Consider the following 22,099-nt stretch of genomic DNA (forward strand, 5'->3'; position numbering starts at 1 on the left):
CATCCGGGAAGGCCGTCCCTCTGTGAAAAGGACTGACAGATATCGGTTGTTCTGACGGGTAATTACAATATTATTCATGGTATTAAAGGAACAAGCCTTCCTTCTCCGGTTCTTTTATAGGTTTCCAGACGGCGTACCCTGAAAGGATATTCCGGCAGGGAAATATTCTCAGCAGTGCAGAAGGTTTCCAGTACAAATCCAGGCTTCATATTGCTTCCGCTTCCAGCGTCCAGCAGCATATAGACCTGATCCTCCCGTATCTCAAGCTGATAAATGGTCTCCTTCAGATCTATTTCTCTTTCCCCCTTTTTGGTCTTTTTAATGACAGGAATCTTATCCTTTTCGTAGAAAGCTGTCAGCTTTTCTTTCCAGTCATCCGGAAGGGAAACACTGTCCCGGAAAGAGATCAGATAATCGGCAGCGGCAACGCTTGCCATGGCATTTCCTTCCGTTTCGTCAAGAACAGCCACCTGCAGGATCTGAATTCCTTCTGCCATGGTCTGATTCAGGAGCATCTTAATATCCTCCGTATCCGTTATGGAATTTAATTCCACATCGAAATATTCACCGCAGCTTTCATGCCCTACTGACAGAGGAGATGCAAAGGACATGATCTGGTGAGGGGAAAAGCCGGTGGAATAAGCAATATCAATTCCGGCTCTCCGGATTGCTTTCTGGAAATAGCGCATGATATCCAGATGCCCGATAAAACGGACAGGACCCTCTTTGGAAAATTTAATCCGTACCTTCATTTCCGTTTTCCTCCGTTTCTGTCTGAATTTCTGTGACACCGGTATGCTTATCAAAGCAGACGCCTGTCCCGAACCTGGCAGCGCCACAGCCCTGACACTGCATCCGGCAATTGGGGGTGACAACAGCTTCTGCAGCCCTTTTCCATTCGCGGAGAAGAAATGCCTTGGTCACACCGCAGTCGATAAAGTCCCAGGGGAAAATTTCATCCTCACTCCGCTCCCTGACTGTGTAAAAGTCAGGATCCACACCACATTCCTCAAAGTTTTCAAGCCACACATCATGTTTATAATATTCGCCCCAGGCATCATAGAAGCAGCCCTTTTCATAGGCTCTCAAAATAACCTGGTTCACCTTTCTGTCACCTCTGGCAAGAATGCCTTCCATCACACTGGCATCTGCTTCATGCCAGTTGTACTTGATGCTCTTCTGATTTAACTGGCTCATAATAGCTGTCCTTGTCAGATAGGCTTTATTCAGGAAATCTTCCTTTCTGCACTGCGGTGCCCACTGAAAAGGGGTAAAGGGCTTTGGGATAAAGAAAGAGGTACTGGCAACGATCTGTACTCTTCCATTTCGTTTTTCCTTGGGAACCGTATCATAAAATTCAGCAGCAATCTTATTACAGAGCTCTGCGATGCCCTGAATATCCTCTTCTGTTTCAAAGGGGATCCCCAGCATAAAATACAGCTTGACCCTTGTCCAGCCGCCTTCAAAGGCAAGCTTTGCACCCTGCAGGATCACTTCCTCGGTAAGCCCCTTATTGATCACGTTACGAAGGCGCTGGCTGCCGGCTTCCGGTGCAAAGGTCAGGCTGCTCTTTTTTACATCCTGCACCTTGTTCATGACATCCAGGGAAAAGGCATCAATCCGGAGGGACGGCAGGGAAATATTGACTTTCCGCCTGCTGCACTCCTCAATCAGGAAATCGATCAGCTCAGGAAGCTTCTGATAGTCACTGGAGCTTAAGGAGCTTAAGGATATTTCTTCGTGACCGGTATTTTCCAGCATAGCAATAGCATATTTCTTTAAGAATTCCACATCCCTTTCGCGGACCGGACGATAGAGCTGGCCGGCCTGGCAGAAACGGCAGCCTCTGATACAGCCACGCATGATCTCAAGCACAACACGGTCCTGTGTCACCTTGATAAAGGGAACCACCGGCTTATCCGGATAATAGGTATCAGATACCTCGGTCACCATTTCCTTGAGGATTCTTTCAGGGATTCCTTCTTCCAGAGGCTTCATTTCCTTTATGGTGCCGTCTTCATGGTAGCTTACCTCATATAGGGAAGGCACATAAATTCCGGGAATACAGGCAGCCTTCTTTAGAAAGTCCTGTCTGGAAAGTCCTCTGCCACGGCAGTCCTCATAAAGATCGATCAGCTCACGGTATCTGGTCTCTCCTTCTCCAATATAAAAGAGGTCAAAGAAATCACAGACCGGCTCCGGATTGTATGTGCAGGGGCCGCCGCCGATCACAATGGGATCTTCTGCTGTACGGTCTTTAGAAAGCAGGGGAATGCCGGACAGATCAAGTACCTGCAAAATGTTGGTATAACACATTTCATACTGGATGGTGATGCCGAGAAAATCAAATGTTCTGATCGGATCCTGGGATTCCAGTGCAAACAGAGGAATCTGTTCCTTCCGCATGATGGCATCCAGATCGACCCAGGGAGAATAGACTCTTTCACACCAGACATCATCATAGCTGTTCAGCATACCATAAAGAATCTGGATCCCAAGGTGGGACATACCAATTTCGTAAACATCCGGAAAGCACATGGCAAAACGTACCTTTACTGCCTCCGGATCCTTCATGACGGCATTGATCTCGCCGCCGATATATCTGGCAGGTTTTTCTACCTGCATAAGAATTTCATCACTTAATGCTAATGTTCTCATGTTTTTTTCCTTGTCTGTTGTTTTTCCTGCCTTTTCAGTATAACGAATAACAGATCAGAAATCAAATAGATTCAGACTCTGAAGGATCCGGTCAAAAATGGCATCCTCTTCTGTCAGCTTTTCACAGTAAGACCGCAGGGGCTCTCCGAGAACCAGGATCTGCTGCTTATCCATGTAAATAAAAGCAGCAGACAGGCAGACCGCCAGAAAGAACCGGAAGCGGAATCCGGAAAGAAGCCCTTTTCCGGTGGATGGATGGGGATCGTCTGACGAAGGAGGTGAAATGCCATCCATGCTTCCATAGCTGCTTCCCACACCACCATATCCATCCATATGTACTGCCTCTGCTCCATAAAGCAGTTTTTCCCGTTCTCTGCATTTCATACGGTTATACTGATTTTCTGTCCGGATGGACTGTATCAGTTTCAGCTTCTGATCTGCACTGACTTTTTCCATATCATTCTCTTTTCAGACAAACCTTACTAAAAAATATGCACTGCATTTTTAATCTATGCAGTGCATGTCACCATTCTTATCTGTTTCAGATTATTTTTTCAAAAAAGCAGCTGTAGCTTCCGGTATGACAGGCATTTCCAACCTGATCCACCTTGGCAAGGAGGGTATCTTTATCACAGTCGGCATAAAGCTCCTTCACATACTGGAAATGACCGCTTGTCTCACCCTTGATCCAGAGTTCATTCCGGCTCCGGCTGAAATAGGTCATCCTGCCGGTGGCAAGGGTCTTTTCGTAGGCTTCTTCGTTCATATAAGCTACCATCAGTACCTGCAGCGTCTCTTCGTCCTGGACCACTACCGTAACATGGCCATCCGTATTTTTTTTAAGCTCGCTCCATGGAATATGATTTACGACAGATACCGGTGTATAAGTCATTTTTTTCATATTATAAGCTCCCCTTGGTACTGAGTACATCCTGGATCCTCGGATCCTTTTCAACGGCCATATCCAGTGCTTTGGCAAAGGCCTTGAACATGGCTTCAATGATATGATGGTTATTGCTGCCATCCAAAAGCTTGATATGAAGGTTCATGCCCACGCTGTAGGAAATGGCATAGAAAAACTCCCTTACAAGCTCGGTATCCAGTTCTCCGACCCTGTCTACTGTAAAGTTACAGTCAAAGTTCAGATAGGGTCTGCCACACAGATCTACCGCACAGAGAACAAGTGTTTCATCCATGGGAAGAATACAGGAGCCATACCGGCGGATTCCTGCCTTATCGCCAAGAGCCTTTTTGATCACAGAACCGATTACAATACCAGTGTCTTCTACGGTATGGTGTCCGTCTACCTGCAGATCCCCTTCCACTTCCAGGATCAGGTCAAAGAATCCGTGTCTGGAGAATCCCTCAAGCATATGATCAAAAAATCCGATGCCGGTATCAATGTTGGAATTGCCGGTGCCATCCAGCTCCAGCGTTGCAGTAATATCAGTTTCTTTTGTTTTACGTGTTACAGAAGCGTTTCGGCTCATAACAGATTCCTTTCTTACTCTTCTTCAAATCGTACTTTAATGGAATTGGCGTGGGCAGTCAGACCCTCTTCTTTTGCAAACAGTTCGATGTCCTTATGAACACGGGCAAGTGCATCTTTTGAATAGGAAATGATGCTTGTCTTCTTCATAAAATCATCTACATTTAAGGGAGAGAAGAATTTTGCCGTGCCATTGGTTGGCAGGATGTGGTTCGGTCCTGCAAAATAATCACCAAGCGGCTCTGAGGAGTATTCTCCAAGGAAAATTGCCCCTGCATTTTTGATCTTGGTCATGGTTTCAAACGGATTTTTCGTCAGGATCTCCAGATGCTCGCTGGCGATCTCATTGGCAGCATGGATCGCATCCTCCATGGAATCTGCAAGGAAAATGGTACCGTAATTATCAAGTGAGGCCTGAATGATAGCCTTTCTCTCCAGTTTTTCTGTAAACTGTTCAATTTCTGTAACAACCTGATCAGCCAGTTCTCTGCTTGTGGTAATCAAGATCGCACTTGCCAGTTCATCATGCTCTGCCTGGGAAAGAAGATCCGCTGCTACATATCTGGGATTTGCACTTTCATCGGCAAGAACCAGGATCTCACTGGGGCCTGCGATAGAGTCAATACTTACAAAACCAAAGCATGCCTTCTTGGCAAGGGCTACGAAAATATTTCCTGGTCCTGTGATCTTGTCTACCTTGGGAATGCTTTCTGTACCAAACGCCATGGCTGCGATTGCCTGTGCACCGCCTACCTTATAGATCTCATCTACCCCTGCAATATCTGCAGCAACCAGTGTGCCTGGATTTACCTTTCCGTCCTTTCCGGGAGGGGTTGTCATGATAATACGGCTAACACCTGCTACTTTGGCAGGGAGCACATTCATCAGAACACTGGAGGGATAGGCTGCCTTGCCACCGGGAACATAAACACCGGAAATGGCAATAGGCAGGATCTTCTGTCCAAGGATTGTCCCGTCTTCTTTGGGGATGATCCAGCTTGCATGAAACTGCTTCTCATGAAAAGCCCTGATGTTTTCTGCTGACTTTTTCATAACAGCTACAAATTCAGGGCTGATCTTTGTATAGGCCTCTTCAATCTCTTCCCGGGTGACCTGTACAGTTTCCCTGCTCAGGCTGCAGTGATCAAATTTCTCCGTATAATCAAACAGGGCTTTGTCACCATGCTGTCTTACATTTTCAATGATCTCATTGACCGTCTTTTCATAACCGCCATAGCTTGAAGGACTTCTTTTCTGCAGCTGCAAAAGCAGTTCTTTTCTTGTATTTTCATTCAGATTGATGATCTTCATGAGGCTTCCTCCTGTTGGTATGCTTTCTGTATATTCTTATAGTTCATCATTACCTGTTTCATACTGATTCTCAGGCTTCACACAGAGGCTTCAGCTTCTGGATCAGGCTGCGGATCCGCTCTGTTTCCATCTGCATGCTGACCTGATTGACTATCATTCTTGCAGACAGGGGACAGATCTCCTCCAGCACCTCAAGGCCATTCTCCCTTAAGGTGGAACCGGTCTCTACGATATCAACGATCACATCTGAAAGCCCGACGATAGGGCCAAGCTCTACAGAACCGTTCAGTTTGATGATATCTACAGTCTGATGCTTCTTGTTGAAGAAATAGTCTTTGGCAATATTTGGATATTTACTGGCTACGCGGATCCTTTCGTGATGCTTTAACAGCTCTCTGGCCTGTGCAGGACCACAGACACACATCCGGCATTTTCCAAAGCCAAGATCCAGCACTTCATAAACACGTCTGTTTTCTTCCATGATGGTATCGCTTCCGACCACACCAATATCAGCTGCACCATATTCCACATAAGTGGGGACATCAGGTCCTTTGGCAAGAAAAAAACGAAGCTTCAGCTCCTCATTGACAAAGATCAGCTTTCTGGAATTCTTATCCTTCATCTCTTCACAGGTGATTCCAGTTTTTTCAAGAAGCTCCAGTGTTTTATTGGCAAGTCTTCCCTTACCGAGGGCAAAGGTAAGATATCTGTCGTTGTTCATGCTACTCTCCTCTTTCCTGCATATTCTTTTCCGGAACAAGTGCCACCCGGATGCCCTCCTGCCGGAGTTTTTTCGCTTCTCTAAGGGCTGCCCTGAAGCTGTCCTTCGCATAGATAATGGTCCTGACAGATTCCTTTTCAGGCAGCTGTATATTCTGATGGAAAAGAGCCTGCATCAGATCATCGATCACAACCATAAAACCAACAGCCGGTGCTTCCTTTCCGAAACGGGATAACAGATTGTCATAGCGGCCGCCTTTCAAGATCGCATCCCCGACACCGTAGGCATAGGCCTTGAAAATCACACCGGTATAATAATTGTATTTGCTTAACATGCCAAGGTCAAAGGAGATATATTTCTCCACACCGTATTCACAAAGCACCTGATACAATGCAAACAGTCTTTCTACGGCACTTCTGGATCTGTCATTATCGACAATCGCAGCTGCTTCCTTCAGCATCTCCGCACTTCCAAAGAAATCTGTAGTTTTCAGAAGCATTTCCCTGTGCTTTTCGTCAATACCCTTTTCAAGGAGAAGAGCTTCGGCACCGAAAATGTTCTTGCCGGAAATATAATCACGAAGAGAAAGCTCTGTGTCTTCATCCAGTCCTACTTCCTCACAGATTCCCTTAAAATATTCGATCTCACCAATGCTAAGCTGAAATTCCTGAAGTCCTGCCGCAAGCAGGGAGGAAACAGCAAGGGCAATGATCTCTCCGTCAGCTTCCACACTGTCATCCCCCATCAGCTCTGCACCCATCTGGGTGACTTCCTTTAATTTACCCTGCAGATTGCTGGTGTTTGTGAAAGTATTTCCTAGATAACAGAAACGGATCGGTACATCTTCATCCATATAATATTTGGCAGCACAGCGTGCCATGGAAGGTGTGAAATCTGGTCTAAGGACAAGGGTATTACCCTCCTTGTCAAAAAATTTGTACAGCTCTCTGGACGGTGTAGTCCCGATATCCTTGGAAAAAACATCAAAAAATTCAAAAGTCGGTGTCTGGATATCTTCATAGCCGTAGCTGTTTAACTGTCCATGGATATGTTCTTCTATGGCCAGCTTGACTGCGTATTCCTTTCCATAGATATCCCTGACGCCCTCAGGTGTATGTACCGGCTTCTTATTCATGGTGATAAAATCCTTTCTGGTGCAGTATGGTTTTTTATGTATCGCCAAACACTTTAGTAGATTACAGTGCTAATATGCTACCATGGTAGTGCTCAAAACTATTGTCAGTATAACGAAAAGAGAAATACTTGTCAAATAGTTTATGTATAATCTCGATCCTCAAGATCTTTCTGCAGGATGTCAAGATAAGGAACAAGGATACCATTATGCTTTGGCAGATAATAGTCCGGATTCAGTTCTTCCCTGCGAAAGCTCTTCCGTCCTCCTTCCTTTGCCCGGCTCCAGAAGAACATCAGCATATCAAAGGGCAGATAATAAAACAGATCCAGATGAGTGTAATAGATCAGAAAAAAAGCGATCCCCCTCTGCTTTTCGAAGGCCTCCATAAAGGTCACCTGATGTTCATGGATATTCTGAAGACTGAATGTATCCACAGCACATTCTTTGGCATCAAAACAGACAGGGATCCCCTGTACGGCACCAATATAGTCAACGGTACTTTTCTTATCAAAATAAGCCAGTGTGATATGCCTGCTTGTCTGATCAATATTGATCGGTGTGATCGGCGTTGGAATCTTCTGGATCAGAGCCAGTCCCTTTTCCAGATATTTTTCGTTGGTTCTGTTGATCAGTTCCTCAAGTCCGGCTCCCCTAAGACCTCTGGAATTCCATGTTGTCATCAATATTCTCCTTACCTTTTATCTGCAGAAGCTTTTGAAAGGCATCCGGCTCCGGTGCCGTAAAGCGGTGGATCTCTTCTTCTGCTAAAAGACGGCAGGATGGAAATTCCAACCGGTAAGCATGCAGAAGCTGTCCCCTTCCGGAGATCAGCTTTTCGTAGCGGTGATTAAAAGCGGCTTCCCCGTATTTATAGTCCATCAGCAACGGGTGGCCGATGGAGGCCATATGTGCACGGATCTGATGGGTCTTTCCGGTGATCAGCTCCACCTCAAGATAAGTCATATCGGAAAAGATCTGAAGTGGATAAAAGCGTGTCTCAATATAAGAACTGTTATCAACAGGCTTGTTAATAACACTTACCCGGTTTGTTTTTTCGTCCTTGACAAGATATCCCTTTAAAGACAATTCTTTTTCCAGCCGCCCTTTTACAAAAAGCCGGTAATATTTCCGTACAGCTCTTGTCTTTATCATTTCATTCAGCTTCTGACTTCCCATAAGGGTTTTGGCACAGATCACAAGTCCACTGGTATTCCGGTCAAGACGGTTGCAGACAGATGGTTTAAAGGTCTGCAGGGACTGTTCTGAAATAACTTTATGATAAATCAGATAGCCGATCATCCATTCATTCAGGGAAAGATCGGAATCACTGGCCTTCTGGGTCAGAATGCCTTCCGGTTTATTCAGAAGAAGCATATGTTCATTTTCATAAATAACAGAAATACCCTTCAGGGATTGAAAGGCTTTTTCATAGGAAGAGCTTTTGGCTTCCTGTCCACCGGCAGCCTTAAATTTCAGAAAGGTCTCTTCTGAAAAGAAAAGCCTTACGGTATCTCCGTTTTTCAGTACCTCGTTTCCGGCAGCCTTTTTACCGTTTAGTTCAATATTCTTTTTGCGCAGCATTTTATAGAGAAAAGAAGAAGCTGCTGCAGGAAGAAGCTTTTGAAGGTATTTGTTAAAACGCTGTCCTGCTTCTGACTCTTTGATCGTAAACTGGTACATAACAGCCTCTCTTACAGGGAAATATCATAAAGGATGACACGGATCTCATCATCCCTCTCAGGTGTTTTGCCATGCTCTGATTTGTTAAGACTCACCAGTCTGTCACAGTATTTGCCGGTATCACGAAAGATCTTGATGGTCATGTCTTTGAAACCGCCCTGTTTTAACATATCAGCCAAATGCGTTTCGCAGGCCTGCAGATTACATTTGTCATCTTCTGTAAGACCACAGATTGTTTTGCCGTCAACTACCATATGACTGATGGCAAAATTTTTCTTATAGGAGGTAAAATACATGTCAAACATACCAACCAGATCACCGGTCACAGCTTCTGCCTGTTCCTTTACTGCTTCACTACAGCCTTTAGCCCGGCAGAACATGACATAATTCACAAGGCTTTTGGCAGCCGGCAGGCAGCCAAGCACCGCTACAACCGTAAGCAGGTTTTTCCGTGATCCGGTAGAAATAATACCGGCAAACAGAAGTGCCAGGGAAATAACGAAATAAAGAATCGTACGCAGCAGAACAAAAGTCCGCTTTGTTTTAATATAACCATAAGTACCCTTAACTGCTTTTTTCATCTGCTATCCTCTCTATTTTGTGATCTCTGTGAAATCTTCAATATAATAATCAGCAAGCTCACGCTTTTCTTTTTCCTGATAAACCGAATAGGCATCTGCCACAGCACATACCTTCATACCTGCATTTCTGCCCGCCTGCATACCCGGAACAATATCTTCGAAAACCAGACAGTGTTCTGGTGAAACACCACATCTTCTGGCAGTTTCCAGATAAACATCCGGCCACGGCTTCCCACGGTTTACCTCGCATCCTGTCACGATACCGTCAAAGTATTCTGTAAGGCCATGTGAAGCAATGATCGCATCCACAAGCTGTCTGGAATTACTGGTAGCGATACCAAGACGGATTCCTTTCTTCCGGCAGAGCGCAAGAAATTCAGGAACCCCTTTTTTCAAGGGCACCTCATTCACGTACTTGTCAAAGGCCATGGCATTCCAGTCTTCCTTCATCTTTTCGATGGGATCTGGAATGGAAAACTTCTGTTTGATATAAACAGCCGTTTCCGTAAAGCTCATTCCTTCAATCTCCTTCTGCAGGGTTTCCGGAAGCGACAGGCCAAATCGTCCCAGATATTCAACATCAATATCATTCCATACCCACATGGAATCTACCAGCGTACCGTCCAGATCAAACAGGACCGCCTTTATATGTTCGAGCATAAGCTGTTTACCTCTTCTTCTGTTAATTCACGGATGCATCCTTCAGGCAGATCTTCATCCAGCACAAGGCTTCCCATGGAAACCCGCTTCAGATACGTGACGGTAAGACCGATGGCCTGGAACATCCGTTTTACCTGATGGAACTTTCCCTCTGTAATGGTCAGAAGGCAGCTCTTTTCAGATAGCAGCTTAGTTTCCGCTTCCTTTGTCAGTGCCTTTTCTCCGATATCCACACCGATTTCAAGCTTTTTGAGCTCTTCTGGAACAATGGTCAGATCCGTTTCCACATAATAGCATTTTTTCACATGCTTTGCAGGAGAAAGCAGTCTGTGGGAAAGCGCACCGTCATTGGTCAGGAGCAAAAGTCCCACCGTATCCTTATCCAGTCTTCCAACAGGAAAGATATCATCTGAAGGAATGCCATACAGGTCTTTATTGTCATGCTGGGAAAGCTGTTCCTTCAAAAGATCCAGTACGGTTTTATCTCTTAAATCTTCTGTAGCGCTGACAACACCTGCAGGCTTGTTCATCATATAATAAACATAAGGCCGGTAGCGGAATTCCTTACCCCTGTAGCTGACAACCGCTGTCAGTTCATCCACTTTGTCATCCGGCTTAAGCCCTTTCTTTCCATTGATGAGGATCTCTCCCTTCTTCAGGAGCTCCTTCACTTCTCTTCTGGAACCTATATTCAGTTTGCATAAAAACCTGTCAATTCTCATAGCTATAATAATAACACAAACGGAGAAAAGAACCACTCATTTTGTTAAAAAAGAATTCATTTCCATTAACACTGATATGTCTTTTTCTGTTTATGGGAACACTCCTTCTATTCCCGGGGCAATGCCTGTCCTTTGCACTCACAGGCTTAAACCTCTGGTTCCAGAAGATGATTCCATCCTTATTCCCATTTATGGTACTGTCAGGCATATTGATCCGCATGGATCTGACAGACCGGTTTGTTTCACTGCTCCGCCCTCTGCTCACCCAAGTATTCAGGGTAAATACTGACTGCCTTTATGTGATCATCATAGGGTTTCTGTGTGGATTCCCCATGGGTGCTGTGGCAGTTACAGATCTTTATAAAAAAGGACGGCTTTCTGTTACAGAAGGCGAATTTCTGCTTTCCTTCTGTAATAATATCGGACCGGTTTATTTCATCAGCTTCGCCCTTCCCAGCATGGGAAATCCGCCGCTCCTGCCCTGCCTCTTTGGCATGTATGGCATACCACTGCTTTATGGGATAGTTCTCCGCCATACAAGATACCGCTGTAAGTTGTCTGCTTCCGCAAGAAAAACGCCAGTTCTCTGTCAGGCTTCTTATGAAAAAGAAGCTTCGCTCCTTGCTGCACTGGATGAATCTGTGACAGCCTCCCTGCACAGTATTACAAAGCTTGGCGGTTATATGATCCTGTTCCAGATCCTGAATGTATATCCGTCCCTGTTTCTTAAACAGGGACTGTATCCCGGGATTGCACAGGGACTACTGGAAATATCAGGAGGTCTGGCACTGCTTCAGGATACCTCTCCCTGTATCTCCCTGATTCTGCTTGTATTCTGCGGTCTCTGTTGTCTTGCCCAGACAGGGAGCGTCCTTGCAGGAAGTCCGTTTTCTCTTATCTGTTATTTTAAAAACCGGCTCTGTCTTACCATTCTTTGTGCCCTTTATTACGTCGTTTTCTTTTCTGTAACAGCCTGATGACAAAATAAAGGCTTCCAGTCAGGATCAGACTGACACAGAGGATCAGAAGGATCAGGGATCCTTTTTCAGCCCGAATTTCTGAAGCTGACATGGAAAGATCCAGTGGAATTCTGGAAAGTGTTTCTGTTTCACTGGTAATTTCCTCCGTTTCCTCTTCCTGTAATGGAATAAAAATGGTAATTGTATTGCTTTCCGTTTTCAGATCATAACCATTGTAAACGCATACCTGCAGATCTGCCGTTTCTTCCTCTGGGAGTGCAACGGTAAATTCATGCTCTGGCAGGGAGCTGTCCCAGTTTTCTCTTGGCCATGGATATAGCTCACTGTATTCTCCCTGGTCAAAGCGATAACAGTAATACTGGATATAGCCATCAGAATCAGATGCTTTAATTTTCACATCTGCTTCCCGTCCATAAGGATCAACAGATAAAAGTTCAATCTGGCAAATTTCCGCTTCTGTCTGATCCGGTCTGTTGATTTCCTTTATAGGAAAGCTCTGGTTCACATGACCGCTGAAATCTTCGCCTGTTTTGGGGGATTTCAACCCGAAATATTCGGCAGCAGCCTTGCCATCCTCCCGTCCGAACGTTACAAGCTGTTCTTCACTCTGCTGGTAAAAAACCTTGTCACGGGACTGATCCAGATGACAATGCTCGATCAATGCCGCTGGAATCTCAAGGTCTGTACTGGCTCGTAAGATTCCGTAATAATTATCTCCACGGGAATTCAGTCTGGTCTTGATCCCTCTGGAAAACAGACCCATATCTTCAAACCTTCTCATATTGATCTCAGCAAAGCTGCGTCCCTTGCTGTAATATTCTCCAAAAGCAGATACCCAGACTTCAGAACCGTATAAATTATGGTTAACAGAACTGTTAAAGTGAAGACAGAACAGAAAATCGGCATTTCTGTCTTTTGCAAACTGCGCACGCTCTTCTAATGACAATTCCTGATCTGACTCCCTTGTCAGATAGACAACCACATTGTCGTAGTTTTCCAGTTCTTTCTTCATCGCTTTGGCAACGATCATCGTCATTTCTTTTTCTGTATATCCATCTACCTGGGCACCCAGATTTTCTCCGCCATGCCCCGGATCAATCACAATAACGGTATTTCCCTGTAAATCCGGCATAAACTGTTGTCTCCTTTTAAATGTGCGCCGCCAGGCGCACTCAAAAAAACCGGCCTGCCCTGTGGCAAACCGGTTTATGCTGTTCCTGTTCTAGATCATATCCAGATTAAGGTCTTCGGAGGAAGACTGTGCTGCCCCAGGATCCTCTACGATGGTATCCGGTTCCGGCGGATTCAGCTCCACACGGTTAGCGTTGACCACGTCATTATACTGATTCAGGGAACTGATAAAGCTGTCATAATGATCCTGCGTGGTTTTCATCGTCTGTGTCAGCAGATTCTCTACGTTGGCGAGAATGCCGTCTGTATACTGCATGGCAGCGCTCCGCATATTGTTGGCTTCAATCGTAGCATTATCCAGGATATCCTGTGCCTGCTTGGTTGCCATGGTGACCACTTCATTGGCCTGTGCATATGCCTGCTGCATGATCTCGTGTTCATTGATCAGCTCATTGGTATGGATCGTAGCATCATTGATCAGTGCCTCAGCCTTGGCTCTTGCATCATTTAAGATTGCTTCTTTGTTACTGATGATCTTCTGATAACGCTTGATCTCATCAGGTGTTTTCATACGAAGCTCTCTTAAAAGCTCATCGATCTCTTCTTTGTCTACAATGATCTTGGTATTGGAAAAAGGCTGATATTTGCAATTATCAATATAAGTTTCGATCTCGTCGATTAACTGCTCGATTCTGCTGCTCATGGAAGAACCTCCCTATTTGTCTATATGATACCCAAATTTCTTATATACCCGCTCAGCCACAAAATCCGGTACTGACATGGAAATATCACCATGAAAGCTTGCAATTTCCTTGACCGTTGAAGAGCTTAAGTAGGCATACTCAAGCTTCGTGGTCAGGAAAACCGTATCAAGTGCTCCTTTGGACAACAGCGCATTGGTCTGTGCATTCTGCAATTCATATTCAAAGTCGGTAATAGCACGAAGTCCTCGGATCACGACATGAACATCTTTGGCTTTCGCATAATCAACCAGAAGTCCACTGAAAGATTCCACCTTTACATTCGGGATATCTTTCGTTGCTTCTTTCAATATAGTAACACGTTCCTCTACAGAAAACAATGGAGTTTTTTGCGTGTTATTCAGTACACTGACAGTCAGCTCTTCAAATATTTCTGCTGCCCTCCTTATAATATCCAGATGCCCGTAGGTTACGGGATCAAAGCTTCCGGGATAGATTGCTCTTTTCATTGTGCCGCCTTTCTGCAGAACACGTGCTTATTCGTCTTATATCTTTTTTCACGGACTATGGTAAATCCAAGTTCTTCTACAAAGGAAAAATCACGATCAAGAGCTGCTTCAGTTATGATGAGCGTATCCTCTGTAATATATTTCTGCTGTTTTAATGCAGAAAACACATTTCTTTCAACTTGAAGCTGATAAGGAGGATCCATGAATACAATATCAACTTCTTTTTCGGAGATCAGGGACAGTGCACTGACAGCATCCTGCTTTAACAATGTTGCCTTATCCTCGAATCTGGTTGTTGAAAGATTCGCCTGGATACAGGCTATGGCATCCTTCGCATTTTCTGCAAAATAAGCATGTCTGGCACCACGGCTCAGGGCTTCGATCCCGATACCTCCGCTTCCGGAAAACAGATCCACAAATATACTTCCCGGAATATCACCCTGTATCATATTAAACAATGTTTCCTTGATTCTGTCTGTTGTTGGCCTTGTATCCATTCCTTCCGGTGTTTTCAACAAAAGACGTCTTGCTGTTCCTGCAATTACCCTCATAATGATCTCCTTTATACTCTGGGTTTCGTTCCTTTCGAATCCCGTCTGCCGGTTTTGATCCTGGACAGATCAAACTGTTTTTCCTTAAATTCTATGACAGGATCTGCTATGCCCGGTCTTGTATAATAAACGTTTTCAACCTGATCCGTACCTGTCAGCTTCATGCCTCTGACACCAACGGCTCCCTTTTTCTTCTCCGGTATTTCTTCCAGGGAAAATTTCAGGAAATATCCGTCTTTCGTCTGCAGTATAATATCCTTCTGCTCCTTCAGTACAGATACATCCACGATCTCATCTCCCTCCTGCAGCTTGGTGGATGCAACCATTCTCTTTGATACATCAAATTCGCCACCATCGACGATCTTCATCATGGAAAGCTTCGTAACGAAGATCACACGATACAGATTCAGTGACGTCTGACTGGTAACAGCAATAATATGTTCCTTATCCGAACTGAAGTTACTGATATTATCGATCGGAACTCCCTTATCACGGAATTTTCCATAGGGAATATCGGCTACCTTTACGGTATGGAGCTGGCCTGTATTGGTAAATACACAGACCTTGCCCGTATTCTTACAGGTAAATACATACCGTGACTCGCTGTCAGCAGCTTCCTTATTTCTTTCATAGGTAGCTGTGTCAACACATCTGGCATAGCCAAAGCGATCCATCAGGAAGACAACATCCATCTCTTCCGGTTTCTTTTCTTCATAAACAGCTTCTGCAAGATTTTCAATCTGTGTTTTTCTGGCATGTCCAAAGCTTTTCTTAATGGCATCCAGTTCATTCATGATAACCTGTGCCATGGCATCCCTACGGGAAAGGATGTCCTCATAACGATAAATATTGGCCATGGTCTCTTCATGCTCATTGATCAGTGCCTCCAGCTCCAGGCCGATCAGCTTATAAAGGCGCATTTCCAGGATAGCATTTGCCTGCTTTTCCGTAAACATAAGCTGTGATGCCATGATCTTTGACTCTTTAAACTTGAATTTGATACCCTCTGTCTTACCTTCCACAAGGCATGCCTTTGCCATGCTCCTGTCTTTGGAGCCACGCAGGATCTCAATGATCAGATCAATGACGTTGCAGGCCTTGATGAGACCTTCCTGTATTTCCTTCTTCTCCTGTTCTCTTGCAAGAAGTGTGGTATATTTTCTGGTATTGACCTCATACTGGAAATCCACATTACATTTAATGATTTCCTTAAGGCCCATCGTTTCCGGACGACCTCCGGCAATTGCCAGCATATTGACCCCAAATGTATCTTCCAGTCTGGTCTTTTTGTAAAGCATATTTACAAAGTTTTCCACGTCCGCATCTTTTTTCAGCTCTATAACGATACGGATTCCTTCTTTGGAAGACTGATTGGTGATATCCACAATATCCATAGTCTTCTTCTGCTCGGAAAGAGCTGCCACATCCATCAGGAACTTGGCAATATTGGCACCGATCATGGGATAGGGTATTTCTGAAATGACCACATTGGTTCTGCCGGCTTTTCCCTTTTCGATATCCACCCTTCCACGAACCTTGATCTTACCGGTTCCCGTCTCATAAATGGACAGAAGCTCGTCTTTATTGATAACGATTCCTCCGGTCGGAAAATCAGGTCCCTTTATGTACTTCATAAGTTCTGCCGTAGAAACGGATTCATCTTTCATATATGCCTTCACAGCATCAATGACTTCTGAAAGATTATGAGGCGGGATACTGGTCGCCATACCAACAGCAATACCTTCAGAACCGTTTACCAGGAGATTTGGGAATTTTACCGGCAGAACAGACGGTTCTTTCTCTGTCTCATCAAAGTTTGGCACAAAATCAACGACATCCTTATCGAGATCAGAAAGAAACGCTTCCTGTGTCACCCTCTCAAGCCTTGCTTCTGTATAACGCATGGCTGCGGCACCGTCTCCTTCGATATTACCGAAGTTACCATGTCCATCAATAAGCGGCAGCCCCTTTTTAAACTCCTGGCTCATGACAACCAGTGCATCATAAATGGAGCTGTCTCCATGAGGATGATATTTACCCATGGTATCACCTACGATACGGGCACTCTTACGATAAGGCCTGTCATAGCGGATACCCAGCTCATGCATATCATAAAGTGTTCTTCTCTGAACCGGCTTCAGACCATCTCTGGCATCCGGCAGGGCTCTTGCAATGATAACACTCATGGCATAATCAATATAAGATTTCTGCATCAGTTCAGAATATTCTGTTTTTATGATTTTCTCGTCCATTTACAGTAAAATGCCTTTCTTAAACATCCAGCTCTGCATCAGTTGCATGATCGTAAATAAATGCCTTTCTGGGAGGAACATCAGTCCCCATCAACATCTCTGTGACTTCAGATGCCATCCTGGCATCCTCGATCTCTACAAGCTTCAGCATTCTCGTATCCGGATTCAGCGTGGTTTCCCAGAGCTGATCCGCATCCATTTCACCAAGTCCTTTGTATCTTTGCAGTGTAAAGGATCCCTTGTGCCGTTTTCTGTATTTTTCCAGTGCCTTATCATCATACAGGTACTCTTCTTCTCCTCTTGACGGCATAGCCTTATAAAGAGGAGGCATGGCGATATACACATGTCCCTCAAAGATCAGCTCTGGCATGAACCGGTAAAACAGAGTCAGAAGCAGAGTGGAAATATGGGCACCATCCACATCGGCATCGGCCATGATAATGATCTTGTCATAACGGAGCTTCGTAATATCGAAATCATTTCCGTAGCCCTCGGAAAAACCACATCCAAAGGCATTGATCATGGTCTTGATCTCAGCATTGGCGAGCACCTTGTCAATACTTGCCTTCTCTACATTCAGGATCTTACCTCTGATCGGCAGGATTGCCTGATAAGCTCTGTTGCGGGCTGTTTTTGCACTGCCACCCGCAGAATCTCCCTCTACGATAAAAATTTCACATTTGGAAGCATCCCTGGATTCACAGTTTGCCAGCTTTCCATTGGAATCAAAGGAAAATTTCTGCTTCGTCAGCAGATTAGTCTTTGCCTTTTCCTCTGTCTTACGGATCTTGGCCGCCTTTTCTGCACAGCCGATAATGCTTTTCAGTGTTTCCAGATTTCTATCAAAATAACGGATCAGTTCATCATTTGTCACCTTGCTGACTGCCTTTGCTGCATCCTGATTGTCAAGCTTGGTCTTGGTCTGTCCTTCAAATCTGGGATCCGGATGCTTGATGCTGATCACTGCAGTCATACCGTTTCTGACATCTGCACCGGTAAAATTCACATCCTTTTCCTTCAGGATATTCAGTTCTCTCGCATAGGTATTAATGATATTGGTAAAGGCTGTCTTAAAGCCTGTCAGGTGGGTACCTCCCTCTGCATTGTAAATATTATTACAGAAGCCAAGCACATTTTCATGAAATTCGTTCACATACTGGAGAGCACCCTCTACCGTGATCTTATCCACCTCTCCCTTAAAATAGATCACATCATGGAGAACCTCTTTGGATTTGTTCATATCCTTGATAAAGCCAACAATACCATCTGGTTCATGATAGGAGATTTTTTCAGGGATCTCTTTTCTCTTATCCTCAAAATGAATGGTCAGCCCAGGATTCAGATAAGCGGTCTCATGGAGCCTGCTTTTGATTTCATCCTCCTTGAACCTTGTCTTGTCAAAGATTGTATCATCCGGCAGGAAATTAATGCTGGTTCCGGTTCCCTTTGCCCTGCCAACCACAGGTAAAAGACCATTCTCTAACGGGATCACCGGATTTCCTTTTTCGTATTTATCTTCGTAAATATTACCGCCATTTTTTACCCTGACTGTCAGATGGGTTGAAAGAGCATTTACGACAGAAGAACCAACACCATGGAGACCACCACTTGTCTTATAGGCAGAATCATCAAATTTACCACCTGCATGAAGCGTTGTAAACACAAGACGTTCCGCACTGACTCCTTTTTCATGCATGCCTACCGGGATTCCACGGCCATTATCCTCTACAGTAGCAGAACCGTCAGCCTCCAGGGTAACAGAAATTGCATCACAGTATCCGGCAAGATGTTCATCTACTGCATTGTCTACAATTTCATATACGAGATGATTCAGTCCTTTGGTAGATACGCTTCCGATATACATACCGGGTCTTTTTCTGACTGCCTCAAGTCCTTCCAGTACAGTAATACTGGAGGCATCATATCTGGCTTCCTTTTCCATTTCAAAAACCTCTTTCTGTTTCTATGGCTGCAGCTTTTTGCAGCAGGCTACCGCAAGTGCACCGGGGCCAATATGGCAGGAAACACTTAAGGAAAGCGGATCTGGTTCTACATCGAACCCGGGGAACTCCTTTTTCAGTTCTTCACAGAAATGAAGTGCATTTTCACGGTTCTTGGTATAAGCAACCTGCAGATAAATATTATCCGGTGCTGCCCCTCCAAAGCGGTTTTCCATATCTGTACGGATAGCATTGACCATCAGTGCCTTGCCCTGTCCTGTTGTCCTCGCCTTGGCAAAGGCATCCAGCTTCTCGCCCTGGATCTGCAATACAGGCTTTAATTTCAGAAGCGTTCCGATCGCCGCCGCAGCCGGTGTGATACGCCCACCCTTTTTCAGATAAAACAGGGTATCCAGCATAATATAAATACTGGAGTTAAATTTATCATTTTCAAGGATCTCCCTGATCTCAGCTGCATTCCGTCCTTGCCCCGCAAGCATCAGAGCATCCATACAGGACTGTTTCTGGGTAACAGAAATACGCTGATTATTTACAACCTGTACTCTGCCGTCAAATTCTTCAGACAGCATCATGGCACTCTGGCAGGAGCCGGAAAGACCGCTGCTCATGGGAATATGCACAATTTCATCATAATCTGTAAGAATTTCCTTCCACAGGTTCATGACAGCTTCTGGAGACGGCTGGCTTGTGACCACGTTTGCACCGGCTTCCAGTTTCTCATAGAACTGCTCCTGTGTCAGGTTCACATCTTCAAAGAACTGTTCTTCATCAATCATAAAAGGCATAGGCAGAACAAAGATCCCAAGCTCTGTTCCCTGTGCCTGCGTAATACCACTGTTACTGTCTGTGACGACTGCCACTTTTCCCATGATTCCATCCCTTTCTTCTAATAAAAAGTACAACATCTAGTGCTTTTTAGAAAAACATACACAAATATATCTTACCGTCAGATACTTCTAAAGTCAACCAGATTTCCAAAGTTAAGGGACAGCCATCCCCTTATACTCTCATGCTCTTTTGCTGTAAGATCAGGATCGTCCATAAGCAGATCCTCTACCAGTTTTCTGACCTGCATCAGCAGGGAACTGTCCTGATAGATATCAGCAACCTTAAAATTCATAATACCACTCTGACGGATTCCGAAAAGATCACCGGGTCCCCGCATTTTCAGATCTTCTTCTGCAATATAAAATCCATCATTGGATTTATTTAATACCTGCAGCCGTTCTGATGGACTGTCTTTTCCACTTCCATCTACAAAAATGCAATAGGATTGTGCTGCTCCTCTTCCAATCCGTCCCCGGAGCTGATGAAGCTGTGCCAGGCCAAAACGCTCTGCATTTTCTATCATCATAACAGTTGCATTTGGCACATTGATCCCAACTTCAATCACCGTCGTAGACACCAGCACGTCAATATTGCGGTTCAGATAAGCTTCCATGATCCGGTCCTTTTCAGAAGGCCGCATCCTGCCATGAAGATATGTCACACGGATCTGTTCCGGCAGCTCCTTTTTTAAAGCTGCTGTATAGGAGATCACATCAGCCACGCCTTCCATATCTTCATTTTCTTCTACCATCGGACAGATCACATAGGCCTGATGTCCTGCCTGTGTTTCCTTTATAAGAAAAGAAACAGCTTTTTTGTGATCACTTCTGGTAATCACACAGTTTTTCACCGGCAGCCTGTCTGCCGGTTTCTCATCTACAAGTGAAAGATGCATATCTCCATAGAGAATAATGGCAAGTGTTCTTGGGATAGGTGTAGCACTCATGACAAGTACATGCGCCTGTTCTCCTTTTCCAAGAAAGGCTTCTCTCTGACGGACTCCAAACCGGTGCTGCTCATCCGTGATCACAAGAACCAGCTTCTGATAAACCACCTTTTCCTGGATCAGGGCACTGGTGCCGATTACGACATTATAATCACCTTTTTCAATTCCGGCACATCTTTTTTTCTTTTCAGCTGCGGAAACAGAACCGGTAAGAAGTACCGGTTTCACCGGCAGATGATAAGCTTCTGTCATATGGCACAGCTCTTCATAATGCTGTCTTGCCAAAATTTCCGTAGGAGCCATCATGGCTCCCTGACAGCCATTAGCTGCCACAAGGAGAAGTGAAAGAAAAGCAAGGATCGTTTTTCCACTTCCTACATCTCCCTGTACAAGCCTGTTCATGACTATCCCGCCTGTCAGATCATCTTTGATTTCCTGCCAGGTACGCATCTGCGCCTTCGTCAGCTTATAGGGAAGAGCTTCCAGCAATCTGCCGGTGTCGGCAGTTTCCAGGAGAGAAAAGGCTGAAGGAGTTTCCTTTGTGATCTCCTTCTGACGGTGAAGCTGCATAAAAAAAGAAAACAGTTCATCAAAGGCAAGCCGTTTTCTGGCAAGGATCAGGCTCTCATAATCTTCCGGAAAATGGATCTGACGGTAGGCTTTTCCAATGTCAGACAGCTGATATTCCATGCGGATATCTTCTGGAAGATACTCGGCAAAAGACAATCCAGCAAGAGCCATGGAAACAGCTTTGCTTACCATATGAGCCGAAAGTCCTTTTGTCAGGGCATACTTTGGCTGCATGAATCTCATCAGAGTCTGATACTGTTCCTCTGTATAAAGCTTTGGCTGATCCATCTGGATCCGGTTCTTCTCGGTGCGGACCTTGCCATGTGCGTAATAGGACATACCTCTTTTTAGCGTATTTTTCAGATAGGGTGCATTGTAGTAGGTAATGACAAGCTGTCCACTTTCATCCGCAGCTGTTATGGTTCCTACACCAAGAGATGCAAATTTTCGGTACTTGTAATCTCCTGTCAGTGTCAGCTTCAGCGTAACAGGCTCCTGCCCGGCTGCCTGACTGACAGGGATTCTTTCTCCGAACTGTTCATAATCCCTTGGAAAGAAGGTGATCAGATCGTACAATGTCGTAATATTCAGTTTATGAAAAAGTCCGGCCGTCTTTTCACCGATTCCTTTCAGGCTGGTAATATTGTCTGTATACTGCATATGCAAATCCTCTGACAGGAAAAGGACGGCTTTCACCGTCCCTTTTATAAACT

The 22,099-nt window shown here is 44.8% G+C and carries 21 protein-coding genes and 1 pseudogene; 1 reads left to right on the forward strand and 21 read right to left on the reverse strand.

The window, feature by feature from the left end; translation table 11 throughout:
- Positions 1 to 74: 74 nt before the first annotated feature.
- The 13 genes and pseudogenes from OCV77_RS02480 to OCV77_RS02540 form a co-directional block, all read right to left on the reverse strand.
- Positions 75 to 752, reverse strand: a complete 678-nt coding sequence (locus tag OCV77_RS02480; RefSeq protein WP_262573064.1) for a TIGR03936 family radical SAM-associated protein — start codon at positions 750 to 752, stop codon at positions 75 to 77.
- Entirely contained in the window at positions 736 to 2,658 is a 1,923-nt protein-coding gene (locus OCV77_RS02485; RefSeq protein WP_262573066.1) for a TIGR03960 family B12-binding radical SAM protein, read from the reverse strand. The genes OCV77_RS02480 and OCV77_RS02485 overlap by 17 nt, the downstream gene beginning before the upstream one ends.
- A gap of 54 nt (positions 2,659 to 2,712) precedes the next feature.
- The gene (locus OCV77_RS02490) at positions 2,713 to 3,114 is read right to left on the reverse strand and encodes a hypothetical protein (RefSeq protein ID WP_262573068.1); all 402 of its coding nucleotides are present in this window, start codon (positions 3,112 to 3,114) and stop codon (positions 2,713 to 2,715) included.
- A gap of 85 nt (positions 3,115 to 3,199) precedes the next feature.
- Positions 3,200 to 3,511 (reverse strand): annotated as a pseudogene (gene hisI / locus OCV77_RS02495) (phosphoribosyl-AMP cyclohydrolase); the annotation flags it as partial.
- A 49-nt stretch (positions 3,512 to 3,560) separates the two neighbouring features.
- Complete coding sequence (gene hisB / locus OCV77_RS02500) at positions 3,561 to 4,148, reverse strand: imidazoleglycerol-phosphate dehydratase HisB (protein WP_118796972.1); 588 nt, start codon at positions 4,146 to 4,148, stop codon at positions 3,561 to 3,563.
- Between the two features lie 14 nt (positions 4,149 to 4,162).
- On the reverse strand, positions 4,163 to 5,458 hold the full coding sequence (hisD, locus tag OCV77_RS02505; protein WP_262573070.1) for a histidinol dehydrogenase: 1,296 nt from the start codon (positions 5,456 to 5,458) through the stop codon (positions 4,163 to 4,165).
- 70 nt (positions 5,459 to 5,528) lie between these two features.
- Positions 5,529 to 6,179, reverse strand: coding sequence for an ATP phosphoribosyltransferase (gene hisG / locus OCV77_RS02510; RefSeq protein ID WP_118796970.1), 651 nt, complete (start codon positions 6,177 to 6,179; stop codon positions 5,529 to 5,531).
- Position 6,180: 1 nt separating this feature from the next.
- Positions 6,181 to 7,314, reverse strand: a complete 1,134-nt coding sequence (gene hisZ, locus OCV77_RS02515) for an ATP phosphoribosyltransferase regulatory subunit (RefSeq protein WP_262573072.1) — start codon at positions 7,312 to 7,314, stop codon at positions 6,181 to 6,183.
- 140 nt (positions 7,315 to 7,454) lie between these two features.
- A complete protein-coding gene (locus OCV77_RS02520) occupies positions 7,455 to 7,994 on the reverse strand; it encodes a Holliday junction resolvase RecU (RefSeq protein WP_118796968.1) in 540 nt (179 codons plus the stop codon).
- Positions 7,966 to 8,994: an RluA family pseudouridine synthase gene (locus OCV77_RS02525; protein WP_262573075.1), complete on the reverse strand. Its 1,029-nt coding sequence runs from the start codon at positions 8,992 to 8,994 to the stop codon at positions 7,966 to 7,968. The genes OCV77_RS02520 and OCV77_RS02525 overlap by 29 nt, the downstream gene beginning before the upstream one ends.
- A gap of 11 nt (positions 8,995 to 9,005) precedes the next feature.
- Positions 9,006 to 9,575, reverse strand: coding sequence for a hypothetical protein (locus OCV77_RS02530; RefSeq protein ID WP_262573077.1), 570 nt, complete (start codon positions 9,573 to 9,575; stop codon positions 9,006 to 9,008).
- A 12-nt stretch (positions 9,576 to 9,587) separates the two neighbouring features.
- Positions 9,588 to 10,235 carry an HAD family hydrolase gene (locus OCV77_RS02535; RefSeq protein WP_118796965.1) on the reverse strand — a complete coding sequence of 216 codons (648 nt, stop codon included), beginning with the start codon at positions 10,233 to 10,235 and terminating at the stop codon, positions 9,588 to 9,590.
- Complete coding sequence (locus tag OCV77_RS02540; protein ID WP_262573079.1) at positions 10,220 to 10,957, reverse strand: pseudouridine synthase; 738 nt, start codon at positions 10,955 to 10,957, stop codon at positions 10,220 to 10,222. The genes OCV77_RS02535 and OCV77_RS02540 overlap by 16 nt, the downstream gene beginning before the upstream one ends.
- A 41-nt stretch (positions 10,958 to 10,998) precedes the next feature.
- Here OCV77_RS02540 and OCV77_RS02545 point away from each other — a divergent pair, with 41 nt between their 5' ends.
- Positions 10,999 to 11,934, forward strand: a complete 936-nt coding sequence (locus OCV77_RS02545) for a hypothetical protein (protein WP_262573081.1) — start codon at positions 10,999 to 11,001, stop codon at positions 11,932 to 11,934.
- On the opposite strand, the gene OCV77_RS02550 is transcribed toward OCV77_RS02545, so the two are convergent.
- The 8 genes from OCV77_RS02550 to recG all read right to left on the reverse strand — a co-directional run bounded on the left by OCV77_RS02550 (position 11,882) and on the right by recG (position 22,046).
- The gene (locus OCV77_RS02550) at positions 11,882 to 13,069 is read right to left on the reverse strand and encodes an N-acetylmuramoyl-L-alanine amidase family protein (RefSeq protein ID WP_262573083.1); all 1,188 of its coding nucleotides are present in this window, start codon (positions 13,067 to 13,069) and stop codon (positions 11,882 to 11,884) included. The two genes, OCV77_RS02545 and OCV77_RS02550, sit on opposite strands and share 53 nt — an antisense overlap.
- Positions 13,070 to 13,159: 90 nt before the next feature.
- A complete protein-coding gene (locus OCV77_RS02555; protein ID WP_262573085.1) occupies positions 13,160 to 13,771 on the reverse strand; it encodes an MlaD family protein in 612 nt (203 codons plus the stop codon).
- Between the two features lie 12 nt (positions 13,772 to 13,783).
- Positions 13,784 to 14,278 carry a pantetheine-phosphate adenylyltransferase gene (gene coaD, locus OCV77_RS02560; RefSeq protein WP_118796961.1) on the reverse strand — a complete coding sequence of 165 codons (495 nt, stop codon included), beginning with the start codon at positions 14,276 to 14,278 and terminating at the stop codon, positions 13,784 to 13,786.
- Positions 14,275 to 14,829: a 16S rRNA (guanine(966)-N(2))-methyltransferase RsmD gene (gene rsmD, locus OCV77_RS02565; protein WP_262573088.1), complete on the reverse strand. Its 555-nt coding sequence runs from the start codon at positions 14,827 to 14,829 to the stop codon at positions 14,275 to 14,277. Before rsmD ends, coaD begins: the two co-directional genes overlap by 4 nt.
- An 11-nt stretch (positions 14,830 to 14,840) precedes the next feature.
- The gene (locus OCV77_RS02570) at positions 14,841 to 17,081 is read right to left on the reverse strand and encodes a DNA gyrase/topoisomerase IV subunit A (RefSeq protein ID WP_262573090.1); all 2,241 of its coding nucleotides are present in this window, start codon (positions 17,079 to 17,081) and stop codon (positions 14,841 to 14,843) included.
- Between the two features lie 19 nt (positions 17,082 to 17,100).
- On the reverse strand, positions 17,101 to 19,023 hold the full coding sequence (locus tag OCV77_RS02575) for a DNA gyrase/topoisomerase IV subunit B (protein ID WP_262573092.1): 1,923 nt from the start codon (positions 19,021 to 19,023) through the stop codon (positions 17,101 to 17,103).
- Positions 19,024 to 19,044: 21 nt separating this feature from the next.
- A complete protein-coding gene (locus tag OCV77_RS02580) occupies positions 19,045 to 19,911 on the reverse strand; it encodes a DegV family protein (protein ID WP_262573095.1) in 867 nt (288 codons plus the stop codon).
- Between the two features lie 77 nt (positions 19,912 to 19,988).
- Entirely contained in the window at positions 19,989 to 22,046 is a 2,058-nt protein-coding gene (gene recG / locus OCV77_RS02585) for an ATP-dependent DNA helicase RecG (protein ID WP_262573098.1), read from the reverse strand.
- Positions 22,047 to 22,099 lie beyond the last annotated feature (53 nt).

It is taken from the genome of Suilimivivens aceti (genome assembly GCF_025567405.1).
Taxonomy (GTDB): Bacteria; Bacillota; Clostridia; order Lachnospirales; family Lachnospiraceae; genus Suilimivivens; species Suilimivivens aceti.

Bases quoted from the DNA above. Each gene is read 5' to 3' on its own strand.
- OCV77_RS02575 (WP_262573092.1), bottom strand. From the start codon at position 19,023: ATGGAAAAGGAAGCCAGATATGATGCCTCCAGTATTACTGTACTGGAA.
- OCV77_RS02530 (WP_262573077.1), bottom strand. From the start codon at position 9,575: ATGAAAAAAGCAGTTAAGGGTACTTATGGTTATATTAAAACAAAGCGG.
- hisB (WP_118796972.1), bottom strand. From the start codon at position 4,148: ATGAGCCGAAACGCTTCTGTAACACGTAAAACAAAAGAAACTGATATT.
- coaD (WP_118796961.1), bottom strand. From the start codon at position 14,278: ATGAAAAGAGCAATCTATCCCGGAAGCTTTGATCCCGTAACCTACGGG.
- OCV77_RS02520 (WP_118796968.1), bottom strand. From the start codon at position 7,994: ATGACAACATGGAATTCCAGAGGTCTTAGGGGAGCCGGACTTGAGGAA.
- OCV77_RS02525 (WP_262573075.1), bottom strand. From the start codon at position 8,994: ATGTACCAGTTTACGATCAAAGAGTCAGAAGCAGGACAGCGTTTTAAC.
- OCV77_RS02535 (WP_118796965.1), bottom strand. From the start codon at position 10,235: ATGCTCGAACATATAAAGGCGGTCCTGTTTGATCTGGACGGTACGCTG.
- OCV77_RS02555 (WP_262573085.1), bottom strand. From the start codon at position 13,771: ATGAGCAGCAGAATCGAGCAGTTAATCGACGAGATCGAAACTTATATT.
- OCV77_RS02480 (WP_262573064.1), bottom strand. From the start codon at position 752: ATGAAGGTACGGATTAAATTTTCCAAAGAGGGTCCTGTCCGTTTTATC.
- OCV77_RS02580 (WP_262573095.1), bottom strand. From the start codon at position 19,911: ATGGGAAAAGTGGCAGTCGTCACAGACAGTAACAGTGGTATTACGCAG.
- OCV77_RS02570 (WP_262573090.1), bottom strand. From the start codon at position 17,081: ATGGACGAGAAAATCATAAAAACAGAATATTCTGAACTGATGCAGAAA.
- OCV77_RS02540 (WP_262573079.1), bottom strand. From the start codon at position 10,957: ATGAGAATTGACAGGTTTTTATGCAAACTGAATATAGGTTCCAGAAGA.
- recG (WP_262573098.1), bottom strand. From the start codon at position 22,046: ATGCAGTATACAGACAATATTACCAGCCTGAAAGGAATCGGTGAAAAG.
- OCV77_RS02490 (WP_262573068.1), bottom strand. From the start codon at position 3,114: ATGGAAAAAGTCAGTGCAGATCAGAAGCTGAAACTGATACAGTCCATC.
- OCV77_RS02550 (WP_262573083.1), bottom strand. From the start codon at position 13,069: ATGCCGGATTTACAGGGAAATACCGTTATTGTGATTGATCCGGGGCAT.
- hisZ (WP_262573072.1), bottom strand. From the start codon at position 7,314: ATGAATAAGAAGCCGGTACATACACCTGAGGGCGTCAGGGATATCTAT.
- hisD (WP_262573070.1), bottom strand. From the start codon at position 5,458: ATGAAGATCATCAATCTGAATGAAAATACAAGAAAAGAACTGCTTTTG.
- hisG (WP_118796970.1), bottom strand. From the start codon at position 6,179: ATGAACAACGACAGATATCTTACCTTTGCCCTCGGTAAGGGAAGACTT.
- OCV77_RS02485 (WP_262573066.1), bottom strand. From the start codon at position 2,658: ATGAGAACATTAGCATTAAGTGATGAAATTCTTATGCAGGTAGAAAAA.
- rsmD (WP_262573088.1), bottom strand. From the start codon at position 14,829: ATGAGGGTAATTGCAGGAACAGCAAGACGTCTTTTGTTGAAAACACCG.